The following is a 25,340-nucleotide window of genomic DNA, read 5'->3' on the forward strand; positions in this document are numbered from 1 at the left end:
CGTTCCCCAGTGTACGGCGGGCGGGAGTCGCTAATCAATTCTCCAGGCGTCGGGGATGTGACGGGGCAGGCGCCAGGGGGCGACCAGCACCACGTCGAAGCGCACTCCCCCTCCCGCCAGCTCGGGCCGCCGGGCCAGGAAGGCGGCGGCGGCGCGCTCGATCCGCTGTCGCTGGAAAGATGTAATGGAATCAATGGCCTGGTTCAGGCTTGCCCGATTCTTGACCTCGACGAAGACCACCAGATCGCCGCGGCGGACCACCAGATCCACTTCGCCCGCCCCCGATCCCCGGCCGGATTTCAGGCCTTGGGCGAGGATTCCATAGCCCTTGAGACGTAAAAACAGGGCGGCGATCCGCTCCGCCATCCGGCCGCGCCGTTGCGCCGCCTGACGGGAGGGGGAACGGCCAGCGGAATTCATTCCTCGTTGCCCCCTCGGAACAGTCGCAGCGCCTTGGCGTAGACATCGCGCCTCGGATGCCCGGTTTCCGCCGCCACCAGGGCACTGGCATCCTTGATGGAAAGGCCTTTTTCTACTTCAGCGCGCAATCGGCCCTCCATGTCCGCTTGGGTGACGGGGCCGCCGGCACCGGGTCCCGCCACCACGATGGCCACCTCTCCGCGCGGGGGGGTCTGGGCATAGCGGCGGGCCAGTTCGGACAGGCTGCCCCTGGCCACCTCCTCGTGCAGCTTGGTCAGCTCGCGGGTGACCGCCCCCATCCGGTCCCCCAGCACGGTGACCATGTCGGCCAGGGACTCCCCCGTCCGGTGGGGGGATTCGTAAAACACCAGGGCGGCGGGGACCTGGGCCAGGTCCTGCAGCGCGGCGCGGCGCGCCACCCCCTTGGCGGGCAGGAAGCCGGCGAAGAGGAAACGCTCGGCGGCAATTCCTGATAGTTGTAAAGCCGTCAAAACCGCCGAAGCACCGGGCAGGGCGGTGACCGGGATATCCGATTCGATACAATCCCGAACCAGCTTGAATCCCGGGTCCGAGACCATGGGCGTGCCGGCGTCGGAGACCAGGGCGACCACCTCGCCCCGGCGCAGGCGGGCGATGAGGGCGGGCCGCGCCCTGTCGGCGTTGTGGTCGTGATAGGGAGTGAGCGGCGCCTTCAGGCCCAGCAGCTGCATCAGCTTGCCGGTGACGCGGGTGTCCTCGCAGGCCACCAGGTCGGCATGGCCCAGCACCTCGAGGGCGCGCAGCGTGATGTCGCCCAGATTGCCGATGGGGGTGGCGACCAGATAGAGCCCGGCGCTCGGTTTACTTCCGCGTGCCCAGGGTCTACCTTTCGGCTCTGCATCGCCGCCGGGCTCCAAGGCCCCGGTTCCGTCGTCCGAGGAGGCTTGTCTTGCGCCATTTGGGCTTTTTCCGGCGCCCCGCCCCGTTCCTGCCATTGCTTGCCGCCATGCTGATGGTTTCGGGCTGTCAACAGGCGTCAGAGTTATCACCTTGGCTCGGCGGAACCAAGCCCGCTCCCCAGGCGCAGCCGGTTCCGGCCCCCGTTCCGGTTCCGCCGCCCGCCGCCGCCAAGGCGGCTCCCGTTCCGGCTCCGGCCGCCCAGCAGCCCGCACCGGCCGAGCCGCAGGTGGCCAGCCTGCCGCCCGCGCCCCCATCGTCCATGCCGGCGTCCCCCCGGGCGCTTCATCAGGGCGAGGTGCGCGCCGCCTTGCTGCTGCCCCTGTCCGGGCCGCAGGCCGCCATTGGCCAGGCCCTGTCCAACGCGGCGCAGCTGGCGCTGTTCGAGATCGCCGATTCCCGGTTCAGCCTGATTCCGCTGGACACCAAGGGCACCGCCGAGGGCGCCGCCGCCGCCGCCCAGGCCGCCATGGCTCAGGGCGCCACCATCGTGCTCGGTCCGGTGTTCAGCTTCGAGGTCAAGGCGGCGACACCGGTGGTGCGCGATCAGGTGGTTCCGCTGCTGGCCTACACCACCGACCGCTCGGTGGCGGGAAGCGGCGTCTATGCCCTGGGCTTCCTGCCCGGTCCCCAGGTGGCCCGCGTCCTGGCCCATGCCCGCGAGCAGGGATTGCGGCGCATTGGCGTGCTGGCCCGCTCCGACGATTACGGCCGGGCCGTGGCCGATGCCGCCAAGGAGGCGGTCGCCGTTCAGGGGCTGGAACTGGTGGCTGTGGATTATTACGATCCCGCCGCCACCGATTTCACCCAGGTGGTCAAGCGCTTCGCGGCCCGCAAGGGAGTGACCTCCAAGGGCGTTCCCGGCTCGGCCTATGACGCCATTCTAGTACCCGACGAGGGGGTGCGGCTTCGGAACATCGCCTCGCTGCTGTCCTACTACATGAGCGAAGGCGGCGCCGAGGTGCCGCGCCTGCTGGGCACCCTGCTGTGGGACGATCCCAAGCTGGCGCAGGAACCGGCTTTGGTCGGCGGCTGGTATCCGGCTCCGCCCGTCGCCGGCCATCTGGCCTTCGAGCAGCGTTATGCCAAGGCCTTCGGCGCCCTGCCGCCGCGTTTGGGCGGGCTGGCCGGCATCGCCTACGATTCCACCGCGCTCGCCGCCGCGCTCGCCCGCAACGGCATGGGCGATTTCGGATCTGCGGTGTTGCAGAACCCCAACGGCTTCGCCGGAGTGGACGGCATCTTCCGTCTGGGCGCCAACGGCGTGGCCGAACGCGGCCTGACCGTCAAGGAAATCGTCCCCACCGGCGCACGGGAAGTGGGCGCGGCGCCCAGTGCGTTCCAGTAGCTCAGGCCAGCAATTCGCCGAGCACGGCATTGAGCACCAGCCGTCCCTTGTCGGTGGTGCGCAGACCTTTCTCGTCCTCGATCAGGAAGCCGTCCTCGACCATGCGGGCAAGGCCGGCGGGGTCGAGGGCGGGGCGAAGCTCGGCCAGCAAGGCGGGCGTCAGACCGTTGCGCAGCCGCAATCCCATCAGCGCCAGCTCGGACAGGCGCTCGGCCGGGTCGAGGCGGTAGCGGGTCTCGGTGGCGTGACCGTTCTGCTCGACCTGGGCCAACCAGGTGCCGGGCGAGCGGGCCTGGGCCAGGGCTTCTCCGCCGAAGCGGCCATGGGCGCCGGGGCCGATGCCCAGCCATTCGCCCCCGGTCCAGTAGGTGAGGTTGTGACGGCACTCGGCGCCGGGGCGGGCGTGGTTGGAAATCTCGTAGGCCGGCAGTCCGGCCGCCTCGCACATCTCCTGGGTGGCCTCGAACTGGGCGGCGGCCTCGTCCTCGTCGGGCAGGACGAAGTCGCCGCGGGCCTGGGCGGGGGCAAAGGCGGTGCCGTCCTCGACGGTCAGCTGGTAGAGCGACAGATGCTCGCCGGCGAGGTCCAGGGCGCGGGCCAGCTCGGCCCGCCACCCGGCCCCGGTCTGGCCGGGCCGGGAATAGATCAGGTCGAAGGACACGCGGGGAAAGACGGCCTGGGCCAGGTTCAGCGCCGCCAGCGCCTCGTCCATCGAATGCTTGCGCCCCAGGAAGGCCAGGGAGTCCGCATCCAGGGCCTGGATACCCAGCGACAGGCGGTTGATGCCGGCGTCGCGGAAGGCGCGGAAACGGTCGGCCTCGACGCTGGTGGGATTGGCCTCGAGCGTCACTTCCAGGTCGGGGGCGCAGGCCCAGCGGCTTTTCACCATGGCCACCAGGGCGCCCGCCGTCTCGGGCGCCATCAGCGACGGCGTGCCGCCGCCGAAGAAGACGCTGGTGGGGGTGCGCCCCTCGGTTTCACCGGCGAAATGATCCAGCTCGGCCAGCAGGGCGGCCCGCCAGCGCCCCTGGTCCATGGATTGGGCGGCGTGGCTGTTGAAGTCGCAATAGGGGCACTTGGACAGGCAGAACGGCCAGTGGATATAGATGCCGAAGCCTGGGGAAGACGTCATGGGAAAGCCCCCCTGACAAAATCAAAGGGGGTCCGGGGCATGGCCCCGGATGGGTTCGGGCGATAGCCCAATCAATCCCTGGTTCCAAAACACGCCGCCACCAGCTTGGCGAAGGCGTCGGCGCGGTGGCTGATGGCGTGCTTGGCCGCCGCGTCCATCTCGCCGAAGGTCAGCGCTCCGCCCTTGGGCAGGAAGATGGGATCGTAGCCGAAGCCGTTCTCGCCCTTGGGCGGCCAGACGATGTCGCCTTCCACCGTACCCTCGAAGGTCTCGCAATGGCCGTCGGGCCAGGCGAGCGCCAGGGCGCAGACGAAGCGGGCGGTGCGGTCCTTTTCCTCGCCCAGCGCCGACTGGACCTTGGCCATGGCGAAGGCGAAATCCTTCTTCTCGCCCGCCCAGCGGGCGGAATAGATGCCGGGTGCTCCGGCCAGGGCGTCCACCGCCAGCCCCGAATCGTCGGCCAGCGCCGGCAGGCCGGCGGCGGCGGCGGCGGCGCGGGCCTTCAGCTCCGCATTGGCGACGAAGGTGTCGCCGGTTTCCTCGGGCTCGGCCAGACCCAGGGTGCCGGCCGAGACGACCTCGGTGCCGTAAGGGGCGAGAAGCTCGCCGATCTCGCGGACCTTGCCGGCATTGTGACTGGCGATGACCAGCCTGCCCCCCTGGAACCGCCGGGCGCTCATGACAGCCCCAGGGCCTTCTTCTGGGCCTCGACCAGCTGGCGGATGCCGGCCTCGGCCAGATCGGTGAGCTGGAGGAACTGGGCGCGCGAGAAGGGGCGCTCCTCGGCGGTGCCCTGAATCTCGACGATGCCGCCGGTTCCGGTCATGACGAAATTGGCGTCGGCCTGGGCGTTGGAATCCTCGGGATAATCCAGGTCGAGCACCGCGACCCCTTCGTAGATGCCGCAAGAGATGGCGGCCACGTGGTCGGTGAGCGGCACGGCCTTCAAGAGTTCCAGGCGCACCAGCCGCTGGAAGGCCAGATGCAGGGCGACGAAGGCGCCGGTGATGGAGGCGGTCCGCGTGCCGCCGTCGGCCTGCAGCACGTCGCAATCGATCTTGATCTGGCGCTCGCCCATGGCCGCGAGATCGGTGACCGAGCGCAACGAACGGCCGATCAGGCGCTGAATCTCGTGGGTGCGGCCCGATTGCTTGCCCTTGGCCGCCTCGCGGTCGGTGCGGGTGTGGGTCGAGCGCGGCAGCATACCGTATTCGGCGGTGACCCAGCCCTTGCCGGTGTTGCGCAGGAAGGGCGGCACCTTCTCCTCCACCGAGGCCGTGCACAGCACATGGGTATCGCCGAACCTGGCGATGCAAGAGCCCTCGGCATGGCGGGACACGCCGGTTTCCAGGATGACGGTGCGAAGCTGGTCGGGGGCGCGGCCGGACGGTCTCATGCTTATGGAAGTCCTCTAAAGGGGAAGAGGCGGCAAGCTACCTCCATATGGGGGGGGCCGTCCACAATCTCGACCCCCCGACGTTGACGGGGAGGCAAGGCACCACTAGATTTTCGCCGCACCGGAGAAGGCCATGGTACGGACCAAGGGACCCGTCATCACCGAGCTGAACGACAGATCGCGGGAAATCTTCCGCCAGATCGTGGAATCCTATGTGGAGACCGGCGAGCCCATCGGCTCGCGCACCCTGTCGCGCCGCCTCACCCTGGGGCTGTCGCCGGCCACCATCCGCAACGTCATGGCCGATCTGGAAGATTTCGGCCTGCTTTACGCGCCGCACACCTCGGCCGGGCGGCTGCCCACCCAGGCCGGCATGCGCCTGTTCGTCAACGGCCTGCTGGAAGTGGGCCGCATGGCCGAGGCCGAGCGTTCGGCCATCGACGCCCAGTGCCGGGCGGCGGGCCGCTCCATGGAGCAGGTGCTGGGCGAGGCGCTGGGCGCGCTGTCGGGATTGAGCCGCTGCGCCGGCGTGGTGGTGGCGCCCAAGATCCAACGCACGCTGAAGCACGTGGAATTCGTCTGGCTGGGCCGCAACCGCGCCCTGGTGGTGCTGGTCACCGAGGACGGCATGGTGGAGAACCGCATTCTCGACCTGCCCGACGGCGTCGAGATGTCCACCCTGGTGGAAGCGGGCAATTACCTCAATGCCCGGCTGGCGGGACGTTCGCTGGACGAGGTCAGGGACGAGATCACCGCCGAGCTGGAACAGCAGCGCACCCTGCTGGACGCCTTGACCAAGCGGGTGATCGAGGCCGGGCTGGCCACCTGGGCGGGGGGTGAAAGCCAGTCGGCGCTCATCGTGCGCGGCCAGTCCCACCTTCTGGAAGACGTCACCGCCGTCGAGGACCTGGAGCGCATCCGCGGCCTGTTCGAGGCGCTGGAGACCTCGGAGCAGTTCCTGCGCCTGGTGGACCTCACCCGTGTGGCCGACGGGGTGCAGATCTTCATCGGCGCCGAAAGCGACCTGTTCGGCGTCACCGGCTGTTCCATGGTGGTGGCGCCCTATCGCGATTCGCGCGAACGCATCGTCGGGGCCATCGGCGTGATCGGCCCGCAACGCATCAACTACGCCCGCATCATTCCCATGGTCGATTACACCGCCAAGGTGATCGGCCGCCTGATCGGGCAACCCACCTGACAACCCCCAGAGCCCCTGACAACCCCTAGAGATCGAGAGAGCCTTATTATGACCCAGGATCAGACTGCTGAGCAGACGCCCGCCGCCGAGGAGGCCGCGCCCGGCCCGGCCGCCGAATCCGCTGCGCCGCCGGCCGCCGAATCCGAACGCGTCGCCCAGCTGGAGGCGGAAATCGCCAAGCTGAAGAACGACGTGCTCTACGCCAAGGCCGAGACCGAGAACACCCGGCGCCGCCTGGAGCAGCAGGCCGAGGATCGCGGCAAGTACGCCATCTCCAACATCGCCAAGGACGTGCTGTCGGTGGCCGACAACCTGCGCCGCGCCCTGGATTCGGTGCCGGCCAGCGCGCGGGACGGCAATGAATCCCTGGCCGCTCTCACCACCGGCGTCGAAATGACCGAGCGCGAATTGCTGGCCACCTTCGAGCGCTACGGCATCAAGCCGGTGGCGGCCCAGGGCGAGAAGTTCGACCCCAACCTGCATCAGGCCATGATGGAGATGGAAGATCCCAGCCAGATCGAGGGCACCGTGGTGCTGGTGATGCAGGCGGGCTACACCCTGCACGACCGCCTGCTGCGGCCCGCCCTGGTGGGTGTCGCCAAGGGCGGCCCCAAGGGCGGCGGCGGCAACGTCGACACCAGCGCCTGAGACGACCGACCCGTTCGGGGGACCCCCCATTCCATCGGCCGTCACCCCCGGACTTGATCCGGGGGTCCAGATTGCCGGGTCAAGCCCACTGCCGTCCGGTTGAAATTTCCATGAGAGACCCGAATGGCGGAGCCAATGCGGGTTTCATCTGGTCATGGAACACGGATTATGGAAATCCCCTGTGATCATCCTGGGGCGGGATCGGGGAGGTGGCCGGAAACGAGCGCATGTCCGTGTTTATCCGTGAGCGGTGCGAAGCACCGCATCCGTGACATCCGTGTCTCATGACTCCACGGGAGCCCAGGCCTATCGTAGCGCCCCGTAGACCAGGGCTCCCAGCAGGATGGCCAGCACGGTCATCATGCCGTAGAACACCTTGCGCGAGAACGCCACCTCCTCCGCCGAGGCGTGTTCCCATTCCTTGTAGCGGCGCCTGATTTTCGGCTGTTCCTCGGGCTTGCTGTCCTCGCTCATCGCTCAAAGCCCCAATACGTCGCGCATGGAATAAAGCCCCGGCTTCCGGTCGGCCGCCCAGCGGGCGGCGCGCACCGCGCCCTTGGCGAAGACGGCGCGCGACGAGGCCTTGTGGGTCAGCTCCACCCGCTCGCCAAGGGCGGCGAACATCACCGTGTGGTCGCCCACCACGTCGCCGCCGCGCAGGGTGGCGAAACCGATCTCGCCCTTGGGCCGCGCGCCGGTGTGGCCGTCGCGGCTCTTGCACCATACGGAGTCGAGCGCCACCTGCCGGCCGAGAGCGGCGGAGCGGCCGAGGCCCAGCGCCGTGCCGGAGGGTGCGTCCACCTTGTGGCGGTGGTGCATCTCGACGATCTCGATATCGTAATCATCCCCCAGGACGGCGGCGGCGCGTTCGGTCAGCGCCATCAGCAGGTTGACGCCGACGCTGAAATTGGGGGCGTAGACGATGGGGGCGCGCCTGGCGGCCTCGGCCAGCCTGGCCTCGTCGTCCTTGGAAAGGCCGGTGGTGCCCACCACCAGCACCTTGCCCGTCTCGGCGGCCAGGGCGGCGTGGACCAGGGTGGCGGCCGGCGTGGTGAAGTCGATGACGGCGTCCGAGGCGGCGAACAGGGAGGCCGCGTCGGCGCTGACCGAGGCGCCGACCGATTCACGGCCCAGCAGCCCGCCCAGGTCGCGGCCGATGAACTCGGTTCCGGCCCGCTCGGTGCCGCCCGAAAGGCGACAGCCCTCGGAGGCCAGCACCGCCTCCATCAGCATCCGGCCCATGCGCCCGGCGCAACCGACGATTCCGATCCTCATGTCCCGATCCTTTTCAAAACGCTCCCACTTTCTTAGAGGCAGAAGGCCGGGAAATCCAGCATGGAGAGACAAAAGTAGGGTAATCACCGGATTCTGTTGCAGTGCATAAACTGTCAGTGGCACTGTCCAATTTGGAATTGGTCCAATGGATTCGGATTTGATGACCGGCGACGTCGTGGCCCTTGCCCGCACAGACGATGACCTTGGCGGCTATCGCTCCCTGTTCGAGAACGCGGTCGAGGGCATCTACCGCACCACCCCGGACGGGCGCTATCTCGACGCCAACCCGGCATTGGCGCGGATCTACGGCTACAAGGACCCGGCCGAGCTGATCGCCGGGCTGACCGACATCGCCCGCTCCCTTTACGTCGATCCGTCCGACCGCGACCGCTTCCGCGAGATCCTGGCCCGCGATTCGGTGGTGCGCAATTTCGAGGCGCGGGTGTGGACCCATGACGGCGGAATCATCTGGATCGCCGAGAACGCCCGGGCGGTCTATGACGGGCGCGGCCGGCTGGTGTGCTACGAAGGCACCGTCCAGGACATCACGGCGCGCAAGAAGGCCGAGGACTCGCTGCGTCTGGCCGCCACGGTGTTCGAGACGGTGGGCGAGGCCATCGTGGTCACCGACCGCGAGCGGCGTATCCTGGCGGTCAACGACGCCTTCGAGCGCATGACCGGCTGGGCCGCCGCCGAAGTCGTCGGCCAGCCCTGCGACCTGCTGGCCGTCGAGATGATCGGCAACCGCGAGATCGAGGAGATGTGGCGCCTGGCCACCGCCAGCGGCCAGTGGTCGGGGGAGACCTGGACGCGGCGCAAGGACTCCGAGCCCTTCCCCGCCGCCCTGGCGCTGACCGCCGTGGACCAGGGCGCCGATGGGCGCTTCGTGCTGCTGCTGCGCGACATCACCCGCAAGCGGCGCGACGAGCAGCGCATCCGCTTCCACGCCAGCCACGACGCCCTGACCCGTCTGCCCAACCGCCACACGGTGATGGAAGCCCTGGGCGAGGCCATCGTGCGGGCCGAGCAGACCGGCGAGCGCCTGGCGGTGCTCTATCTCGACGTCAACCGCTTCAAGGACATCAACGACAGCTACGGCCACGCGGTGGGCGACGAGCTGCTGCGCCAGGTGGCGCGGCGCCTCAAGGCCTGCGTGCGGGCCAGCGACATCATCGGCCGTCTGGGCGGCGACGAGTTCGTCATGCTGCTGCCCGGCGTCGGCGACCATACGGGCGCCCAGGCCTGCGCCGGCAAGGTGCTCTATGCCTTCACCGAGCCCTTCGACATCGACGGATTGCAGCTGTTCGCCGGCACCTCCATCGGCATCGCGCTTTTTCCCGACGATGCCGACGGGGCGGAAAGCCTGCTGTCCAGGGCCGATGCCGCCATGTACCACGCCAAGCGCGGCGGCCTGCCCTATAGTTGTTTCGATATGGAAATGGACCGCCAGGTGGCGGAGCGGGTCAGCCTGGAGAACGATCTGCGCCTGGCGCTGGGCGAGGATCAGTTCCGTCTGGTGTTCCAGCCCAAGGTGGACGCCCTGTCGGGCGCCATCGTCGGCGCCGAGGCGCTGATCCGCTGGCGCCATCCCGTCCGGGCCGACGTGTCGCCCGGCCTGTTCATTCCCGTCGCCGAACGGGCCGGCCTGATCGGGGCCATCGACGACTGGGTGCTGGGCGCGGCTTGCCGTCAGGTGGCGGAATGGCGGAGCCAGGGGCTGATGCTGCCCTCGGTCAGCGTCAACCTGTCGCCGGCCCAGTTCCACGACGGGCGCCTGAAGGACAAGGTCAAGAAGGCGCTGGCCGAATCCGGCCTGCCGCCCCAGGTGCTGGAGCTGGAGATCACCGAGACCATGATGGCCAGCGACGTGGACCGCGCCATCGAGATCCTGGGGCAGCTCACCACGCTGGGGGTCCGGGTGTCGCTGGACGATTTCGGCACCGGCTATTCCTCGCTGGCCTATCTCAAGCTGTTTCCGGTCTCGACGCTGAAGATCGACCGCGCCTTCGTCACCGAGCTGCCGGGCAACGCCAAGGACGGGGCCATCATCGCCTCGATCATCGCGCTCGCCGCCAATCTGGGCTTTTCCGTCATCGCCGAGGGCGTCGAGACCCGCGAGCAGGCCGCCTTCCTGGCGGCGCGCGGCTGTCCGGTGATGCAAGGATTCCTGTTCTCGCGGCCCGTCAACGCCGCCACCTTCGCCGGATTGCTGTCCAATCCGGAAGGGCTGATCCGTCTGTAGCGTCGTGTCTGTACCCGCTTGTGTTGGTCCCGGCTCCAGCCTATAAGAAATAAATCTTTTCCGGTGCTTGCAGACCATGCTGATCACCTGCCCCGCCTGTGGAACCAACTTCTCCATTCCCGACAGCGCGCTCGGAACCTCCGGGCGCAAGCTGAAATGCGCCAAATGCGCCCACAAGTGGTTCCAGACGCCGCTGGCCCTGGACGAGGACGACACCGACCTGGATCTGGCCGGACCGTCCTTCGCCGCCCCCGAGCGGGCGGCACCGGATTTTTCCCGGGTGTCGGGCTTCAATCCGGTCAAGGACGATTCGGTGTTCGACGCGCCGCGCCCCTCGGCCCGCCCGTCCGCCCCGTCTGACGACGATTTCGACCTGGACGCCCCGCCGGTTCCCACCTTCTCCAACCGGCTGCCCCCCGACGAAGGCATGGAGCGCCCCGGCGAGGTCGATCTGCTGGACGACGAGCCGCAGCCGGTGCCCGAGCTGTTCGCCACCCCGGCGAGCGAGGGCAAGAAGGGAACGGGCGTCCTGTGGGTGCTGCTGGTGCTGCTGATTCTCGGCGGGCTGGGCGGCGCCGGCTATTACTTCCAGGACCAGCTGGTCGAGGCGGTGCCCGAGGCCGGGGAGTTGCTGGGCCAGGCGGGACTGCGCCGGGAAAAGCCCGGCGCCGGGCTGGAGCTGCGCAAGGCCGGCACGCCGGAACGCTTCGTCCACAACGACACCGACGTGCTGGTGGTGCGCGGCATCATCGCCAACGTCACCGACCGCTCGCGGCCGGTGCCGACCATGAAGCTGGTGCTGATGGACCGCAACAAGCAGGCGGTCCAGGAAAAGCTGTCGCAGCCGCCGGTCAGCGAGCTGGCCTCCCAGGGTACCGTCAGCTTCAAGATCATGCTGGAACGGCCCGATCCCAACGCCGTCGAGGTGGTGGTGGTGTTCGTCGATACGGCCGAGGCGAAGCCCGCCGAGGCCAAGCCCGCCATGGCGCCGCCGCCGGCACCCGCTCCGGCGGCTCCGGCACCTGCTCCCGCTCCGGCACCCACCCCGGTCGCCCCGGCGGCGGATACGCCTCCGGCCGCCCCCGTCGCTCCGCCCACCGAGACCAAGCCGGCCGAGGTGAAGTAGCCGTCCCCGGCTTGCGGCCAGGATGCCCGCGCTCCGTCTCATACCAAGATGCACTGATCGGAACCGATCAGTGCATCGCCCTCAATCGCCGGGCGCCACCTGTGGCGGCTGGGCTCCCGCCGCATAAGCGGCGCGGCCCTTCGGGCCTATCCAAACTGCGATGAGTCACGCTCATCGCAGTTTGGTATCATACCATCCGCCGAAGGAACCGACTCTTCCTGTCATCCCGAGCGAAGTCGAGGGATCTTTCACGTCATGGCGGCAGCCGCCTGCAGCTGAAAGATCCTTCCTCCCTGCGGTCGTCAGGATGACAGGTCGGTTCGAATGACGGCCGGGATCATGGAGCGCGGCCGTCCCGGCCGCGTGATCAGAACGGCTTCAGCAAGCGCCTGATGTAGTCCCGTTCCGGCTCCGGCCGGTGGGAATCGCCGGAGCGCCGGCGCAGTTCCTGAAGGATTTCCCGCGCCCGCATGGTGTCCGATCGGCCGGGCACCTTGGTGCGGCCGTCATCGGCGAAGGTGGAACCGTTCAGCATGCGGCCGAAGGGGTCGCGGGGCAGCAGGGCAGGCGATCCCTTGCCCCTGGCCGCCTCCATGCGCTCCATCATCTGGCGCGCCCCTTCCTGCAGGCGCTTGACCGCCTCGGCCTGCTGGTCGGCGGCGTCGTCCCACTCGCCGTCCTCCAGGCTGGATTCGGCGCCGCGCATGGATCGTTCCGCTTCTGCAAGAAAATCGGGTGGCGGGTCCAGGGATTTGCCCAGCTGGTCGAGGGCTTGGCGCAGCGCCTTCTGCTCCTGGGCGGCCTTGCGGCCTTCGGCCCGTTCGGCCGCTGACGGCTTGCGCCGGGGCGCGTCCTCGTCACGGTCCTCGGGCGGGGTGGCCTTGCGGAAGCTCCGGTCCAGCAATTCCTGCTGGCGGGTGGTCAGCTCCTTCAGGCGGCGCATGGCCTCCGCCGCCGCCGGGTCGCCCCGCTGGCCGCGTCCCACGGACCCCATCTCGGCCAAAAGGCGCGACATCTGCTCCAGCCGGCGGCGCAGGCCCTCGCGGTCGCCGGTCTCGGCCAATCCGCGCAGCTCTTCCAGCATGTCGGACAGGTCGGCGGCGGGCGCACCGGGTTCGGGCGGCAGCGGGGACTGATCCAGGCCCAGCTCGGCCAGGGCGTCCATCCACTGCTCCAGGGCGGCCTCCAGCTCGTGGACCAGCCGGGACAGCTCGGCGGAACCGGCCTTGCCGGCCAGGGCGCGCTCCAGCCGTGTCCGCGCCTCTTCCAGGCTCTTCTCGGCGGCGGGCAGGCCACCATCCTCGAGGCGGGTGGCGGCGTACCACAGCAGCGAGCGCATGCGGTCGCGCTCGAATTCGGGGCGCGTCAGCATGTGGCGGGTGACGGAAAGCGCCAGGAACACCCGCCGGTCGCCGCCGAAGGCCTGGGGCTCGTCGAGGATCTGCCGCAATTCCTCGGCGATCTCCGGCCCCAGCCGGGGGGCGTCGCTCAACTGGCGGCGCCACTCCACCAGGGCGCGCGCCAGGGGATGGCGGAACAGGCGTTCGGGCAGGATTGCTTCGATCGGCGGGGCGCTGCCCATCTGCCCGGCACCGTCCTCGGCCCTGGCCGTGAGGCGCACCTTGTGTCCGGCCCAGTCGTGGTCGGCCAGATCGGCGCGGAGCGGCAGTCGCGCCCGGCGCATCCGCTCGCCCGGCAGGACCAGGTCGAGGCGCAGCGCCTCGCCTGCCTCGTCCAGGGACTGCACCTCCACCCAGGCCCGGACCAGGCCGTAATCGTCGCCGGCCTCCAGCTCCAGGGTCAGGCGGCCGCGCTCGTCGCCCTGGGGCGGCTGGGTGACGGCGATGTCGGGCGGGGCATCGGGACGGATGTGGATGGGCCACGAGGCGGCAAGGCGCAGACCCAGGCGGATGTCCAGGCTGGGCCCGTCCTTGATCGCCAGTTCGGCGCGGCCGTCGTCGCCGAACGGCGTCGCTTCGCCTCCCGCCGACAGGGCGGAACCGCCCCAGCCCCGCCACGAGGTCACGGCGCGGGCCAGGCTTCCGGCCGGCACGGTGACGGTGCCCTGGCCCGGCTTCAGCAGGGTCTGGCCCAGGCCGGTATGGGCGGGCGGCACGATCCACGCCTCCAGCGTGTCGGAGTCCAGGGCCGGGCGGTGGGAATAGGGGTCGACGGCGCGGGCCAGCCGCTCCTGGAGGTCGGAGCGTCCCCCGGCGGCGGCGATGATCAGCAGCAAAAGGGCGGCGAAGCGCAGGCCGAGCGGGTCCCTGGCCGGCAGCACGGGGTCGGGCCAGCCGGGGCGCAAGCGCTCCGCCGCCTGCTCCATGCGGGCGCGGTGGGCCTGCCACAGGGTCTCGTCGCCGACGGCCAGCCGGTCGGAAAGGGCGGCCAGCGGGCGGTGAGCCGCGCCCGAATCCCGTTCCAGCCGCCGCGCCACCTCGTCGCCCGAGGGCCGTTCCACCCGCCATGCCGTCCACAGCAGGACAAGGATGGCGAGGGCGAAGGCGGGGGCGAGGGCGGCATGCAGCCAGAACGGCAGCAGCGGGAGGACGTCGAACAGGGCCAGCGCCAGGAACAGGGCCAGCAGGGACAAGGCCGCCGCCAGGGACGGCCACGCCCTTTCCCACAGCAGCGCGAGGCGGACCAGACGCAGCTTGCGGGAAAGGGAATTGTTCATTCAGCCTCGAACCATCCGGGCAGGCTTTCCAGCGACCGCATGTCGTCGTAGCTGGGCCGGGCGCGGATCACGGCGAATTCGGCCCCCTTGACCAGCACTTCCGGAATCAGCGGCCGGGTGTTGTAGGTGGACGACATGGCGGCGCCATAGGCTCCGGCGGTGCCGAAAGCCAGCAGGTCGTCGGCCCGCATGGGAGGCAGGCGGCGCTGGCGTGCGAAGGTGTCGCCGGTTTCGCACACCGGACCGACCACGTCCACCTCGGCCAGGGCGGCGCCCGCCTTGGGCTCCGCCACCGGGAAGATGGAGTGGTAGGCGTCGTAGAGCGAAGGCCGCGCCAGATCGTTCATGGCGGCATCGACGATCAGGAAGGTTCGCGTGCTGCCCTCCTTCACCCGGATGATCCGCGACACCAGGATGCCGGCATTGCCCACCAGCAGGCGGCCGGGCTCGAAGACGAAGCGGCAGCCGAGATCGCCCAGGGTTTCCTTGATCACCTGGGCGTAGGCCTTGGGCTCGGGCGGGGTCTCGTCGTCATAGGGCACGCCCAGGCCGCCGCCCAGATCCAGGCGGCGGATGTCGATGCCGTCGGCGCGCAGCATGGCCACCAGATCGCGCACCCGGATGAAGGCCTCGCGGAAGGGCGCCAGCTCGGTCAGCTGCGAGCCGATATGGCAGGCGACGCCCACCGGCTCGATTCCGGGCAGGGCGCGCGCGCGGGCATAGACCTCGCGGGCCCGCGTCCACTCGATGCCGAACTTGTTCTCCTTCTTGCCGGTGGTGATCTTGGCGTGGGTGCCGGCGTCCACGTCGGGATTGACCCGGATGGCGATGGGCATCACCAGACCGCGCGCGGCGGCGATCTCGGACAGCATCTCCAGCTCGGGCTCGGATTCCACGTTGATCTGGAAGATGCCCTTGGCCACGGCGAATTCTAGTTCGTGCCGGGTCTTGCCCACGCCGGAGAACACGATGCGGGCCGGGGGCACCCCGGCGGCCAGGGCCTGGCGCAGCTCGCCCTCGCTGACCACGTCGGCGCCGGCGCCCAATCGGGCGAAGGTGCGGACCACCGCCACATTGGGATTGGACTTGAGGGCGAAGCAGATGGTGGAGTCCAGCCCGGCGGCGGCCAGCGCCTCGGCGAACACCGTGTAATGCCGCTCCAGCGTATTGGTGGAATAGCAATAGAACGGGGTGCCGACCTCGCGGGCGATGCGGGCGATGGCGACGTCCTCGGCGAACAGCTCGCCGTTGGAATACTGGAAGTGGTTCATGCTTGTTCCTGGGGCCGGTCAGTAGCTGGAATTGGTGTTCAGGTCGGAGGGCTTTTTCTTCGATTCCGCCGGCATGGGGGTATGGGGGTAGTCGCGGGGATAGACCGCGTCGTCGGGCCGCTCCGGCATGCCCTTGCGGCCGCAGGCGGCGACGCCCAGGACCAGGGCGAGGATCAGGACGGAACGCATCGTCATGTGACGTCCTCCTTCAGGCGGTTGCGGGCGGCCGCCACGGCGTCGCGCACCCGGGCCGGCGCGGTGCCGCCCAGGCTGGTGCGGCTGTTGACCGAGGACTCCACCGACAGCACGGCACGGGCCTCCTCGGTGATGCCGGGCTCGATGGCCTGCATCTCGGCGAGCGACAGGTCTTCCAGGCCGCATCCCTTGCCCTCGGCCAGCTTGACCAGCGATCCCGCCACGTGGTGGGCGCGGCGGAACGGCATCTTCAGGGCGCGCACGCACCAGTCGGCGATGTCGGTGGCGGTGGTGAAGCCCGCTCCGGCGGCGGCGCGCAGGGTCTCGACGTTGACCGTCATGTCGCGAACCATGCCGGTCATGGCGGCGATGGCCAGTTCCATGGTGTCGGCCACCTCGAACACCGGCTCCTTGTCGTCCTGCATGTCCTTGGAATAGGCCAGCGGCAGGCCCTTCATGACGATCAAGAGGGCGTTCAGATCGCCGATCACCCGTCCGGTCTTGGCGCGGATCAGCTCGGCGGCGTCGGGGTTGCGCTTCTGCGGCATGATGGACGAGCCGGTGGTGAAGGCGTCCGACAGGGTGACGAAGCGGAACTGGGCGGAGGTCCAGATCACCAGCTCCTCGGCCAGCCGCGACAGGTGCACGGCGCAGATGGCGCTGGCCGCCATGAATTCCAGGGCGAAATCGCGGTCCGACACGCCGTCCAGCGAATTGCGCATCGGGCCCGCGAAGCCCAGTTCGGCGGCGGTGGCCTCGCGGTCGATGGGGAACGAGGTGCCGGCCAGGGCGGCCGAGCCCAGCGGGCATTCGTTGAGCCGGGCCCGGGCGTCCCTGAGGCGCGAGCGGTCGCGCGAGATCATCTCCACATAGGCCATCATGTGGTGGCCGAAGGTCACCGGCTGGGCGGTCTGCAGATGGGTGAAGCCGGGCATCACCGTGGCGGCGTGCTCCTCGGCGCGGTCGAGCAGGGCGGCGAGCAGCTCGTGCAGGGCGCCGTCCATGCCGTCCATGGCGTCACGCACCCACAGGCGGAAATCGGTGGCCACCTGGTCATTGCGCGAGCGCGCCGTGTGCAGCCGCCCGGCCGCCTCGCCGATCAGCTCGGCCAGACGGGATTCCACGTTCATGTGGATGTCTTCCAGGGCGTGACTGAACGGGAAGTTGCCCGCCTCGATCTCGGCCAGCACCTTGTCCAGGCCCTCCTGGATCAGCACGCCGTCGGCCTCGGTCAGGATCTGCTGCTTGACCAGCATGCGGCAATGGGCCTTGGAGCCCCGGATGTCCTGGGCATAGAGGCGCTTGTCGAAATCGATGGAGGCGTTGATCCGCTGCATGATGGCGGCGGGGCCGCCGGCGAACCGCCCGCCCCACATGGAGGACGCGGCCTTGGTCTTGTCGGTGTCGGTCATGAAAGCCCTGGTGAAAGCCCGAGAGTGAAGGAAATCCGCGCCAACCTACACCCTTCGGGCCGGGGCTGGAAGAGAACAGGGCTTTGTCGCGGCCGCGAACACGGGGTAGAGTGCTGGGACCTCAATATCTTGTGGTTCCCGATGCCCAGCCCCGACAGATTGATCCCTTCATGAGCACCTCCTGGGTATCCGGCTTCAAGGCCTATGCCGAGCCCCGGGTGGTGATGGTGCTGCTGCTGGGGTTTTCCAGCGGGCTACCCTTGCTGCTGACCTTCTCGACCCTGTCGGCCTGGCTGAAGGGCGAGGGCATCTCGCGCACCGCCATCGGCATCTTCGCCCTGGTGGGCACGCCCTACGCGCTGAAATTCCTGTGGTCGCCGCTCATCGACCGGCTGCCGCTACCGGTTCTCACCGACTGGCTGGGGCGGCGGCGGTCGTGGGGGCTGGTGATCCAGAGCCTGCTGATCGTCTTCATCCTGGGCCTGGGCGCCACCGATCCGGTGAAGCAGCTTTGGCTCACCGCCACCCTGTCGGTGGTGGTGGCGTTTCTCTCGGCCAGTCAGGACATCGTCATCGACGCCTATCGCGTCGAAATCCTGGAGGATCGCCAGCAGGGTCCGGGGGCGGGCGCGGTGCAGGCCGGCTATCGCCTGGCCATGCTGGCCGCCGGGGCGGGCGCCCTGCTGGTGGCCGAGCATTTCGGCTGGTTCGCCGCCTACGCCACCATGGCGGTGCTGCTGGGCGTGGGGATGGCGGTATTCCTGCTTGGACCGGAGCCCGAGGTGAAGACCTCGGCGGCGACGCTGGAGCGCGAGCGGCGCGCCGCGGAATACCTGGCGGCGCGGCCCCAGTTGCGGGGCACGCCCGCCAAGGTGGCGGCCTGGCTCTACGGCGCGGTGATCTGCCCCTTCGCCGATTTCATGGCGCGGCCCGCCTGGTGGGCGGTGCTGCTGTTCATCATCGGCTACAAGATGGGCGAGGCCATGGCGGGGGCCATGGCCAACACGCTCTATATCGAGATGGGCTTCGCCCTGTCCGAGATCGCCTATGTCAGCAAGGTGTTCGGCTTCGGCGCCACGGTGGCCGGCACGGTGATCGGCGGGGCGCTGATCGCCCGCCTCGGCGTGATGCGGGCGTTGCTGATCTTCGGGGTGCTGCAGTCGCTGGGCAATCTGTTCTACGTGGTGCAGGCCATGGCCGGCCACAATGTCTGGGTGCTGGCCCTTTGCGTCGCCGCCGAGAACCTCACCGCCGGGATGGCCGGCTCGGCCATGGTCGCCTACCTCTCGGGCCTGTGCAATCTGGCCTATACGGCGACCCAATACGCCCTGCTGTCGTCGCTCACCGCCGTGGGCCGCACCCTGTTCGCCTCGGCCAGCGGCAAGCTGGCCGACATGTACGGCTGGGTGGATTTCTTCCTGCTGACCACCGTGGTGACCCTGCCCGCCTTGCTGATTCTGCCCTGGTTGATGAAGCAGCAGGGCCGGGTTGCGTCCAAGCCCGGTTGAAAGTGGACGCCCAAGGCCTCATTGTCAGGTTTTAGGAACGGTTCCAAGAGTCGGGGGCGGAATGCGCGTCGGCGTTCCCAGGGAGATCAAGAGTCACGAATACCGGGTGGGGCTGACGCCCGGCTCGGTGCGTGAGCTCGTCCACCACGGTCACAAGGTGATGGTGGAGACCCAGGCGGGCGCCGGCATCGGCTGCGCCGACGCCGCCTATCGCGCCGCCGGGGCCGAGATCGCCGCCACGCCCGCCGAGGTGTTCGGCTTCGCCGATCTGGTGGTCAAGGTCAAGGAGCCGCAGGCGGTGGAATTTCCCCTGCTGCGGCCGGGGCAGATTCTCTTCACCTATCTCCATCTCGCCCCCGATCCGGTCCAGACCCGGGCGCTGGTGGAATCCGGCGTCTCGGCCATCGCCTACGAGACGGTGACCGACGCCAACGGCCGCCTGCCCCTGCTGGCGCCCATGTCCGAGGTGGCGGGACGCATGTCCATCCAGGTGGGCGCCCATTGCCTGGAAAAGGAACAGGGCGGCTCGGGCGTGCTGCTGGGCGGGGTGCCCGGGGTGGCCCCGGCCAAGGTGGTGGTGCTGGGCGGCGGCGTGGTCGGCTCCAACGCCACCCGCATGGCGGTGGGCCTGGGCGCCCGCGTGGTGGTTCTCGACCGCTCGCTCTCCCGTCTGGCCCAGATCGACGAATTGCTGCTCAACACGGTGGAGACCGCCTACGCCACCATGGACAACATCGAGCACCACGTGCTGGAGGCCGATCTGCTGATCGGCGCCGTGCTGGTGCCGGGCGCCGCCGCGCCGCGCCTGGTCGGCCGCGAACTGGTGGCCGCCATGCGTCCCGGCTCGGTGGTGGTGGACGTGGCCATCGACCAGGGCGGCTGCATCGCCACCGCGCGGCCCACCACCCATGCCGCCCCCACCTTCGTCGAGGAAGGTGTGGTACATTACTGCGTCACCAACATGCCGGGGGCGGTGGCGCGCACCTCGGCCTTCGCGTTGAACAACGCAACGCTGCCGTTCGTCCTGGCCCTGGCCGACAAGGGCCTGGTCCAGGCGCTTTCCACCGATCCGCATTTCCGCGCGGGTCTCAACGTTCACCAGGGCAGCGTCACCCACGCCGCCGTGGCCCGGGACCTCGGTTACGTCCATGTGGCGCCCGAGACAGCCCTTTCCTCTCCTTAAGGGAAACAAAGCACAAATGGACCTCAAGAAGATCCCCATCGGCAAGAACCCGCCCCGCGACGTCAACGTCATCATCGAGATTCCGCTGCGCGGCGATCCGGTGAAGTACGAGATCTGCAAGGAATCGGGAGCCATGTACGTGGACCGCTTCCTCAACACCGCCATGTATTATCCGGTGAATTACGGCTTCGTGCCCCACACCCTGTCGGCCGACGGCGATCCGGTGGACGTCATGGTGGTGGGCCGCATTCCGGTGGCGGTGGGTTCGGTGATGCGCTCGCGTCCCATCGGCGTGCTGCTGATGGAAGACGAGGCCGGCATGGACGAGAAGATCCTGGCCGTGCCCCATTCCAAGCTGCATCCCTTCTATGACGGCGTGAACACCTACGAGGACCTGCCCAAGATCCTGGTGCAGCAGATCGAGCACTTCTTCGTCCACTACAAGGACCTGGAAGTGGGCAAGTGGGTTCAGCTGAAGGGATGGGGCGGACCGGAACGGGCCGGCCAGATCATCCAGGAATCCATCGACCGCGCCGTCGCCGACAAGGCGAAGAAGAAGAAGTAGGCCGGCTTTCCAGGCCATGACTGACGCGCCGCCGTCCCCGCCATCGGGGGCGGCGGCGGCATTTCGCTCAGCCGTGATCGGCCATGTCGTCGGCGCACTGGCTGGGGAAGACCATCTCGGTGGCCATGGCCGGATCGAGATGGGCGTGGACCTCCACGTCGGCGATGGTCCGGGCGATGAACCGCCCCAATTCCATCAGGTAATCCGGACCGTTGACGGTCAAGGGAGCATAGTTGGCCTGGCGGCTGAGTCCCAGATCGACGACGAGCATGACGGCCTCCTCATTGCCCACCATGGCAGGATAGAGCGGCGTGCGTTTAATCTGAAACATACCCGGCTTCCCTGAGGTAGTTCCAGCATTCGTCTGGGGTGTAGAGATCGCAGATATTGCCGACGGCCTTCCAGAGGTCGTCGATGGTGCGCGCGCCGATCCGTCGGAGATGAGCCTTGAGTTTGGCAAAGGCCATCTCGATTGGGTTTAGGTCTGGGCTGTATGGGGGTAGGAACAGGAACCAGGCGCCTCTCTCCTTGAGGATGGCCTTGGCCTTCTCGCTTTTATGGCTGGAGAGGTTGTCGAGGATGACGACGTCGCCCGGCTGGAGCGTCGGGGCCAGTTGGGTCTCGACGTAGACCTCGAAGGTTTGTCGGTTCATGGGGCCGTTTATGATCCAGGGTGCCGTCAGACCGTCACAGCGCAAGGCGGCGATGAAGGTTTGGGTTCCCCAGTGGCCGAATGGCGCGCGGGCCTTGAACCGTTGCCCTCGCGGTGCCCGTCCCCGCAACCGGGTCATCTTGGTGGTGGTGGCGGTCTCGTCGATGAACGCCAGCCGGTGAGGCTCCTGGCACATCCGGGGCTGGCGGTGGCTCAGCCAGGTCCGGCGCTCCGCCACCACATCATCGCGACCGGCTTCGGTGGCCAGCAGCGTTTTTTTTGACGCTGAAGCCTTGCCCGATCAGAAACCGCGAGAGTGACGCCGGGTGGGCCGTGACGCCGCATTCGGCCTTCAGCTTGGCCGCCAGTTCCGGCATCGTGATGTCGCCTTGCGCCTCCACCCAGCCGGTCAGAAGAGCGGCAAAGGCCGCCAGCTTACCACCGCCCGGCGGACGGCCTTGCCGCAAGGGCTCCAACGAACCCGTCGCCGCCATCCGTTGTGCAAGACGGACGCTGGTCGCGGCGCTCACTCCAAAATGCCGAGCCGCCGCTCGCCGCGATTCGCCGTGTTCGATCTTACCGTAAACACGGACCCGAAGATCTGATGATAGCCATTTGCCCATGATCCACCTCCAATGAGGTTGAATCACTTTTTCGCCTACAAGGGAATCCCCTGCGATTCAGATTTCAGGTCCGATGCTCTAGACCGTCCTTGAAAGTACAGGGTGCGGGAATCCTGAAGGCGAGCCCTGCGCCTGCAGTATAGTTTTCAAATTGCCGACAATTTTATGAATTTTTATTTGGCGGCACGCCCTATGCCGTGGCCGTCGCCTTGCGGCCGATGCGGTCGTAGGCCTGCCCCACCCGCATCAGGCAGATGGAGCGGTCGGCCTGCTCGCCGTTGATGGTGGCCAGCACCAGCTTGGCGATGGCGGCATAGGTGGCGACCTCGGGATCGGCGGCGAAGACCATGGGGAAGGCGGAGATCACCGCGCGGGCCTCGTCCAGCTCGGCTCCGAACAGGGTGCGGCCCATCACCTTGTAGCAGTCCAGCAGGCGCTCGGCCGAGCCGAGCACCGCGTCCATGTGCAGGCGGCGGCGCAGCGCCTCGCGCAGCTGCACCGCCAGCTCATGGGGGCGGCGCGCCAGTTCGGCGGGAATGAAGGGACGCTTGGCCAGCATGGCGCTCTTGTCGCGGGCCGAGCCGACACAGACGGCATGGAACTGGGCGAGGCGGAAGCTGGTGTCGCCGCAGCGGGTGAACATCATCATCACCAGCACGTCGGTGAGATAATTGGTGAAGGACTTGTCGGCGGCCTTCAGGCGCTCGGCCAGGAAGCCGCTGGTGGTGTCCTCGTGCGCCGCCAGGCCGATCAGCTCGTCCCGGCTCTGGGCGAACAGGCGGGTGTTGAAGTTCAGCAGCGTGCGCAGGAACTGGAAATCGGCGGCATCGGGCAGGTTGAGGCCGGCCTGGGCGGCGCCGTTGCGGAACTCGCCGATCAGGTCCAGGGCCTCGATCTCGGCGGGCTCCAGCTTGTAGGGGGGCGGAACCTTGACCTTGACCCGCTTGGTGGTGGTGACCTTGCCGAGCGCGAATTCGACGCCGAGAAGGTTGTAGGTGCGCGGCCGGGTGACCGGCATCTCCACCATCTTGAAGCCTTCGTTGCCTTCGTTGCCGGTCCGCGCGATGGCCGCCTGCTTGGCCTCGGCCGCCTTGAGGTGGGTGGCCAGCTTGGTGAGCGACTCGTCGACGACCTTCAGCACCAGTTCGCGCACCTCCTCCCAGAAGGCGGCCTGGCGGTCGGGCCGGGTCAGCACGTCGTGATCGACGCGGGCCAGCACCCGCTTTTCCAGCCCGTCGCGGCAGCGGCGCAGGATGGGGCCGGTCAGGAAGGCCCGCGCGATGCTGGCGAAGCCCGGCACGAACAGGAAGAACGGCTGGTCCAGGCACCAGGCCACCGAGGGAATGGCCGGCAGCGGCACCCGCATCAGGGCCAGTCGCTTTTCCAGCGCGTCGCCCAGCTGGGCGGCGACGAAGGCTTCGGCGTGGGTGAAGGCGTAATCGTCGGCGCCCTGGGGCAGGGGTGGCGGCATCTCCATGGGCAGGTCGGCGGCCCGGCGCAGCGGCGGGGCGGCGGGGGCGGCGGCCGGGGCCTGCCGTGGGGGAATGCCGTGGATCTTCTGCCAGGCCAGCGCGATCTCGGGCCGCTTGGTGATCACCACCTGGATCACCTCGGCGGCCAGTTCCTTCTGCTCGGCGAAGGTCAGGCCGGGAAGACCGGCGGCGAAGGCGTCCTGAATCACCGTCAGGAACTGGGCGTCGCCCTGGCGGCGCAGCAGGGTCCGCAGCATCTCCGCCATGAAACGCAGCAGCTCGGGGGATCCCTCCACCTTGCGCAGCCGCGACAGGATGTCATCCAGCAGCAGTTTCTGGTCGGCGGGGAGGGATTGCGTCATCAGGGCGTCCAGTTCTTCTCGATGGCGACCGCCGACACCGAGTTCTTGGGCGAGCCGTCGATGATCTTGTCGCTGTAGACCAGATAGACCAGCACGTTGCGCTTCCGATCGTGGAAGCGCACCACCTGCAGGGTCTTGAACAGCAGCGAGGTGTCCTTCTTGAACACCACCTCGCCGTCCTTCAGCGTCCCCTCGATGCGGATCGGCCCCACCTGACGGCAGGCGATGGCGGCGTCGGAGGTGTCCTCGGCCAGGCCGACGCCCCCCTTGATGCCGCCGGTCTTGGCCCGGGACAGATAGCAGGTGACGCCCGCCACCCTGGGATCGTCGAACGCCTCGACCACGATCTTGTCATTGGGACCCAGCGCCTTGAACACCGTCGAGACGCTGCCGATCTCCTCGGCGGCGGCGGGGGCGGTGGACAGCAGGGCGGCAAGGAAGGCAAGGCTGCGGATGGGAGAGGTCATGGTATCGGCCGATAAGCTCCAGGTGGCGGACGGATTACCTTAGCGTCAAGCATAGGCGCGGAATCATGAGGAAACTGTGAACGTGTTTACACAAGAGACATATTTCCCCGCCTGACCAAGCTCAAGGACCGTGCCCGGCGGGGACGGGCACAGTGCGCTGCCCCCGCCGTATCAGGATGCCGCCATGCCGTTCCCCGCCTTCTTCGCCGACGCCCCCGCCATCACCTTGCATGATCCCCTGGCGACCTTTCTGGGCGCTCCCGCCGACGGGATGATCACCTACCGCTACGAGGACGCGGTGCGTCTGGCCGGTCACTCCTGCCCCACCGTTGCCGGGGCCTGGCTGATGACCATCCGGGCGCTGCGTGCCCTGTGGCCCGACGGCATGCCCGAGCGCGGTGCCGTCCAGGTGCTGATGGACGATGCCCAGGACGAAGGCGTCACCGGGGTGATGGCCGCGGTCGCCGGCCTGGTGACCGGTGCCGCCGGCCCCGGCGGATTCAAGGGGATCGCCGGCCGCTTCGGCCGTAACGACCTGCAGCTCTTTTCCGCCAATATCGGCGCCGAGCTGACGCTGCGCCGTCTGGACGACGGCCAGACGGCGGTGGCCTATTACCATCCCGAGCTGGTGCCCGCCGACCCCGAGATGCGCGACCGCCTGCAGCGCGTGTTGGCCGGCAGCCGGGATAGCGAGGATCACGCCCGTTTCGCCGCGCTGTGGCAGGACCGGGTCAAGCGCATCCTGGTGGATTACGCCGATCTGCCCGGCCTGGTCAGGATCGAGATGCGCTGAACCCGCAAATCTGCTAAGACCGGCACGGTTTCCGGCTAGCTGAAGGTTTGCCATGTCCGTTCTGGTGCCCCAGTCCTGGGGCGAGATCATCGACAAGATCACCATTCTCGAGATCAAGGCCGAGCGTCTGACCGACGCCGCCAAGATCGCCAACGTCACCAAGGAGCTGGACGAGCTGGTATTGGTGCGCGAGCGGGAATTCCCCAAGCATGCCGCTCTCGCCGCCCTGTCGGCCGAGCTGAAGGCCATCAACGAGAAGCTGTGGGTGATCGAGGACGACATCCGCGATTGCGAGCGCGCCAAGGATTTCGGCCCCAAATTCGTCGAACTGGCCCGTGCCGTCTACTTCACCAACGACGAGCGGGCGGCGGCCAAGCGCAAGGTCAACGACCTGCTGGGCTCGGCGCTGATCGAGGAAAAGTCCTACGCTCCCTATTGA

Annotated in this window: 25 protein-coding genes; 10 read left to right on the top strand and 15 right to left on the bottom strand. The window is 68.4% G+C overall.

What is annotated here, in order from left to right; genetic code table 11:
• Positions 1-30: 30 nt before the first annotated feature.
• Together ACV4UZ_RS17685 and rsmI are read right to left on the bottom strand one after the other, a co-directional pair.
• Positions 31-420 (bottom strand): YraN family protein, encoded by a 390-nt coding sequence (locus ACV4UZ_RS17685; protein WP_491602103.1) that lies wholly within the window; start codon positions 418-420, stop codon positions 31-33.
• Positions 417-1,316, bottom strand: coding sequence for a 16S rRNA (cytidine(1402)-2'-O)-methyltransferase (gene rsmI / locus ACV4UZ_RS17690; protein ID WP_491602104.1), 900 nt, complete (start codon positions 1,314-1,316; stop codon positions 417-419). Before rsmI ends, ACV4UZ_RS17685 begins: the two co-directional genes overlap by 4 nt.
• 32 nt (positions 1,317-1,348) lie before the next feature.
• On the opposite strand from rsmI, the gene ACV4UZ_RS17695 reads away from it, so the two are divergent.
• Complete coding sequence (locus ACV4UZ_RS17695; RefSeq protein ID WP_491602105.1) at positions 1,349-2,704, top strand: penicillin-binding protein activator; 1,356 nt, start codon at positions 1,349-1,351, stop codon at positions 2,702-2,704.
• Position 2,705: 1 nt separating this feature from the next.
• On the opposite strand, the gene hemW is transcribed toward ACV4UZ_RS17695, so the two are convergent.
• From hemW to rph, 3 genes are all read right to left on the bottom strand, one after another.
• On the bottom strand, positions 2,706-3,836 hold the full coding sequence (gene hemW, locus ACV4UZ_RS17700) for a radical SAM family heme chaperone HemW (RefSeq protein WP_491602106.1): 1,131 nt from the start codon (positions 3,834-3,836) through the stop codon (positions 2,706-2,708).
• 71 nt (positions 3,837-3,907) lie between these two features.
• Positions 3,908-4,516, bottom strand: a complete 609-nt coding sequence (rdgB, locus tag ACV4UZ_RS17705) for an RdgB/HAM1 family non-canonical purine NTP pyrophosphatase (RefSeq protein WP_491602107.1) — start codon at positions 4,514-4,516, stop codon at positions 3,908-3,910.
• The gene (gene rph / locus ACV4UZ_RS17710; protein ID WP_491602108.1) at positions 4,513-5,232 is read right to left on the bottom strand and encodes a ribonuclease PH; all 720 of its coding nucleotides are present in this window, start codon (positions 5,230-5,232) and stop codon (positions 4,513-4,515) included. Before rph ends, rdgB begins: the two co-directional genes overlap by 4 nt.
• Positions 5,233-5,365: 133 nt before the next feature.
• Between rph and hrcA the strand changes: the two genes are divergently transcribed.
• Both hrcA and grpE read left to right on the top strand, forming a co-directional pair.
• Positions 5,366-6,430, top strand: coding sequence for a heat-inducible transcriptional repressor HrcA (gene hrcA / locus ACV4UZ_RS17715; RefSeq protein WP_491602109.1), 1,065 nt, complete (start codon positions 5,366-5,368; stop codon positions 6,428-6,430).
• A 48-nt stretch (positions 6,431-6,478) separates the two neighbouring features.
• Positions 6,479-7,078 (top strand): nucleotide exchange factor GrpE, encoded by a 600-nt coding sequence (gene grpE / locus ACV4UZ_RS17720; RefSeq protein ID WP_491602110.1) that lies wholly within the window; start codon positions 6,479-6,481, stop codon positions 7,076-7,078.
• 306 nt (positions 7,079-7,384) lie between these two features.
• On the opposite strand, the gene ACV4UZ_RS17725 is transcribed toward grpE, so the two are convergent.
• Both ACV4UZ_RS17725 and dapB read right to left on the bottom strand, forming a co-directional pair.
• On the bottom strand, positions 7,385-7,552 hold the full coding sequence (locus ACV4UZ_RS17725; RefSeq protein ID WP_491602111.1) for a hypothetical protein: 168 nt from the start codon (positions 7,550-7,552) through the stop codon (positions 7,385-7,387).
• Between the two features lie 3 nt (positions 7,553-7,555).
• A complete protein-coding gene (gene dapB, locus ACV4UZ_RS17730; RefSeq protein ID WP_491602112.1) occupies positions 7,556-8,353 on the bottom strand; it encodes a 4-hydroxy-tetrahydrodipicolinate reductase in 798 nt (265 codons plus the stop codon).
• Between the two features lie 160 nt (positions 8,354-8,513).
• On the opposite strand from dapB, the gene ACV4UZ_RS17735 reads away from it, so the two are divergent.
• Positions 8,514-10,595, top strand: a complete 2,082-nt coding sequence (locus ACV4UZ_RS17735; protein ID WP_491602113.1) for a putative bifunctional diguanylate cyclase/phosphodiesterase — start codon at positions 8,514-8,516, stop codon at positions 10,593-10,595.
• A 76-nt stretch (positions 10,596-10,671) separates the two neighbouring features.
• Positions 10,672-11,721 carry a zinc-ribbon domain-containing protein gene (locus ACV4UZ_RS17740; RefSeq protein ID WP_491602114.1) on the top strand — a complete coding sequence of 350 codons (1,050 nt, stop codon included), beginning with the start codon at positions 10,672-10,674 and terminating at the stop codon, positions 11,719-11,721.
• A 367-nt stretch (positions 11,722-12,088) separates the two neighbouring features.
• On the opposite strand, the gene ACV4UZ_RS17745 is transcribed toward ACV4UZ_RS17740, so the two are convergent.
• Genes ACV4UZ_RS17745 through argH form a run of 4 tightly spaced genes read right to left on the bottom strand, consistent with a single transcriptional unit; the run spans position 12,089 to position 17,276 of the window.
• Positions 12,089-14,398 carry a DUF4175 domain-containing protein gene (locus ACV4UZ_RS17745; RefSeq protein ID WP_491602115.1) on the bottom strand — a complete coding sequence of 770 codons (2,310 nt, stop codon included), beginning with the start codon at positions 14,396-14,398 and terminating at the stop codon, positions 12,089-12,091.
• A complete protein-coding gene (gene lysA / locus ACV4UZ_RS17750; RefSeq protein ID WP_491602116.1) occupies positions 14,395-15,669 on the bottom strand; it encodes a diaminopimelate decarboxylase in 1,275 nt (424 codons plus the stop codon). Before lysA ends, ACV4UZ_RS17745 begins: the two co-directional genes overlap by 4 nt.
• A gap of 18 nt (positions 15,670-15,687) precedes the next feature.
• Positions 15,688-15,864, bottom strand: coding sequence for a lipoprotein (locus ACV4UZ_RS17755; RefSeq protein WP_491602117.1), 177 nt, complete (start codon positions 15,862-15,864; stop codon positions 15,688-15,690).
• Complete coding sequence (gene argH / locus ACV4UZ_RS17760; protein WP_491602118.1) at positions 15,861-17,276, bottom strand: argininosuccinate lyase; 1,416 nt, start codon at positions 17,274-17,276, stop codon at positions 15,861-15,863. Before argH ends, ACV4UZ_RS17755 begins: the two co-directional genes overlap by 4 nt.
• A 170-nt stretch (positions 17,277-17,446) precedes the next feature.
• On the opposite strand from argH, the gene ACV4UZ_RS17765 reads away from it, so the two are divergent.
• From ACV4UZ_RS17765 to ppa, 3 genes are all read left to right on the top strand, one after another.
• A complete protein-coding gene (locus ACV4UZ_RS17765) occupies positions 17,447-18,784 on the top strand; it encodes an AmpG family muropeptide MFS transporter (protein ID WP_491602119.1) in 1,338 nt (445 codons plus the stop codon).
• Between the two features lie 61 nt (positions 18,785-18,845).
• Positions 18,846-19,967, top strand: coding sequence for an alanine dehydrogenase (gene ald, locus ACV4UZ_RS17770; RefSeq protein WP_491602120.1), 1,122 nt, complete (start codon positions 18,846-18,848; stop codon positions 19,965-19,967).
• Between the two features lie 16 nt (positions 19,968-19,983).
• Positions 19,984-20,532, top strand: coding sequence for an inorganic diphosphatase (gene ppa / locus ACV4UZ_RS17775; protein WP_491602121.1), 549 nt, complete (start codon positions 19,984-19,986; stop codon positions 20,530-20,532).
• Between the two features lie 67 nt (positions 20,533-20,599).
• On the opposite strand, the gene ACV4UZ_RS17780 is transcribed toward ppa, so the two are convergent.
• The 4 genes from ACV4UZ_RS17780 to ACV4UZ_RS17795 all read right to left on the bottom strand — a co-directional run bounded on the left by ACV4UZ_RS17780 (position 20,600) and on the right by ACV4UZ_RS17795 (position 24,108).
• Complete coding sequence (locus tag ACV4UZ_RS17780) at positions 20,600-20,863, bottom strand: hypothetical protein (RefSeq protein ID WP_491602122.1); 264 nt, start codon at positions 20,861-20,863, stop codon at positions 20,600-20,602.
• Positions 20,850-21,807, bottom strand: a protein-coding gene (locus ACV4UZ_RS17785) for an IS630 family transposase (protein ID WP_491599710.1) whose coding sequence is annotated in 2 segments (ribosomal slippage) — positions 20,850-21,477 and positions 21,476-21,807 — 960 coding nt in all. Because the reading frame shifts where the segments join, the coding sequence is not laid out codon by codon here. The genes ACV4UZ_RS17780 and ACV4UZ_RS17785 overlap by 14 nt, the downstream gene beginning before the upstream one ends.
• A 190-nt stretch (positions 21,808-21,997) precedes the next feature.
• Entirely contained in the window at positions 21,998-23,641 is a 1,644-nt protein-coding gene (locus tag ACV4UZ_RS17790; protein ID WP_491602123.1) for a hypothetical protein, read from the bottom strand.
• Positions 23,641-24,108: a CreA family protein gene (locus ACV4UZ_RS17795; RefSeq protein ID WP_491602124.1), complete on the bottom strand. Its 468-nt coding sequence runs from the start codon at positions 24,106-24,108 to the stop codon at positions 23,641-23,643. The genes ACV4UZ_RS17790 and ACV4UZ_RS17795 overlap by 1 nt, the downstream gene beginning before the upstream one ends.
• 184 nt (positions 24,109-24,292) lie before the next feature.
• Here ACV4UZ_RS17795 and ACV4UZ_RS17800 point away from each other — a divergent pair, with 184 nt between their 5' ends.
• On the top strand, positions 24,293-24,901 hold the full coding sequence (locus ACV4UZ_RS17800; protein WP_491602125.1) for a hypothetical protein: 609 nt from the start codon (positions 24,293-24,295) through the stop codon (positions 24,899-24,901).
• A gap of 52 nt (positions 24,902-24,953) precedes the next feature.
• On the top strand, positions 24,954-25,340 hold the full coding sequence (locus ACV4UZ_RS17805; protein ID WP_491602126.1) for a DUF6165 family protein: 387 nt from the start codon (positions 24,954-24,956) through the stop codon (positions 25,338-25,340).

The sequence above is a fragment of the Paramagnetospirillum sp. genome (assembly GCF_058402745.1).

Excerpts from the sequence above, each read along its gene's own strand:
- ACV4UZ_RS17685 (WP_491602103.1), bottom strand. The coding sequence starts at position 420 with ATGAATTCCGCTGGCCGTTCCCCCTCCCGTCAGGCGGCGCAACGGCGC.
- hemW (WP_491602106.1), bottom strand. The coding sequence starts at position 3,836 with ATGACGTCTTCCCCAGGCTTCGGCATCTATATCCACTGGCCGTTCTGC.
- rdgB (WP_491602107.1), bottom strand. The coding sequence starts at position 4,516 with ATGAGCGCCCGGCGGTTCCAGGGGGGCAGGCTGGTCATCGCCAGTCAC.
- rph (WP_491602108.1), bottom strand. The coding sequence starts at position 5,232 with ATGAGACCGTCCGGCCGCGCCCCCGACCAGCTTCGCACCGTCATCCTG.
- hrcA (WP_491602109.1), top strand. The coding sequence starts at position 5,366 with ATGGTACGGACCAAGGGACCCGTCATCACCGAGCTGAACGACAGATCG.
- grpE (WP_491602110.1), top strand. The coding sequence starts at position 6,479 with ATGACCCAGGATCAGACTGCTGAGCAGACGCCCGCCGCCGAGGAGGCC.
- ACV4UZ_RS17725 (WP_491602111.1), bottom strand. The coding sequence starts at position 7,552 with ATGAGCGAGGACAGCAAGCCCGAGGAACAGCCGAAAATCAGGCGCCGC.
- dapB (WP_491602112.1), bottom strand. The coding sequence starts at position 8,353 with ATGAGGATCGGAATCGTCGGTTGCGCCGGGCGCATGGGCCGGATGCTG.
- ACV4UZ_RS17735 (WP_491602113.1), top strand. The coding sequence starts at position 8,514 with ATGACCGGCGACGTCGTGGCCCTTGCCCGCACAGACGATGACCTTGGC.
- ACV4UZ_RS17740 (WP_491602114.1), top strand. The coding sequence starts at position 10,672 with ATGCTGATCACCTGCCCCGCCTGTGGAACCAACTTCTCCATTCCCGAC.
- ACV4UZ_RS17745 (WP_491602115.1), bottom strand. The coding sequence starts at position 14,398 with ATGAACAATTCCCTTTCCCGCAAGCTGCGTCTGGTCCGCCTCGCGCTG.
- lysA (WP_491602116.1), bottom strand. The coding sequence starts at position 15,669 with ATGAACCACTTCCAGTATTCCAACGGCGAGCTGTTCGCCGAGGACGTC.
- ACV4UZ_RS17755 (WP_491602117.1), bottom strand. The coding sequence starts at position 15,864 with ATGACGATGCGTTCCGTCCTGATCCTCGCCCTGGTCCTGGGCGTCGCC.
- argH (WP_491602118.1), bottom strand. The coding sequence starts at position 17,276 with ATGACCGACACCGACAAGACCAAGGCCGCGTCCTCCATGTGGGGCGGG.
- ACV4UZ_RS17765 (WP_491602119.1), top strand. The coding sequence starts at position 17,447 with ATGAGCACCTCCTGGGTATCCGGCTTCAAGGCCTATGCCGAGCCCCGG.
- ald (WP_491602120.1), top strand. The coding sequence starts at position 18,846 with ATGCGCGTCGGCGTTCCCAGGGAGATCAAGAGTCACGAATACCGGGTG.
- ppa (WP_491602121.1), top strand. The coding sequence starts at position 19,984 with ATGGACCTCAAGAAGATCCCCATCGGCAAGAACCCGCCCCGCGACGTC.
- ACV4UZ_RS17780 (WP_491602122.1), bottom strand. The coding sequence starts at position 20,863 with ATGTTTCAGATTAAACGCACGCCGCTCTATCCTGCCATGGTGGGCAAT.
- ACV4UZ_RS17790 (WP_491602123.1), bottom strand. The coding sequence starts at position 23,641 with ATGACGCAATCCCTCCCCGCCGACCAGAAACTGCTGCTGGATGACATC.
- ACV4UZ_RS17795 (WP_491602124.1), bottom strand. The coding sequence starts at position 24,108 with ATGACCTCTCCCATCCGCAGCCTTGCCTTCCTTGCCGCCCTGCTGTCC.
- ACV4UZ_RS17800 (WP_491602125.1), top strand. The coding sequence starts at position 24,293 with ATGCCGTTCCCCGCCTTCTTCGCCGACGCCCCCGCCATCACCTTGCAT.
- ACV4UZ_RS17805 (WP_491602126.1), top strand. The coding sequence starts at position 24,954 with ATGTCCGTTCTGGTGCCCCAGTCCTGGGGCGAGATCATCGACAAGATC.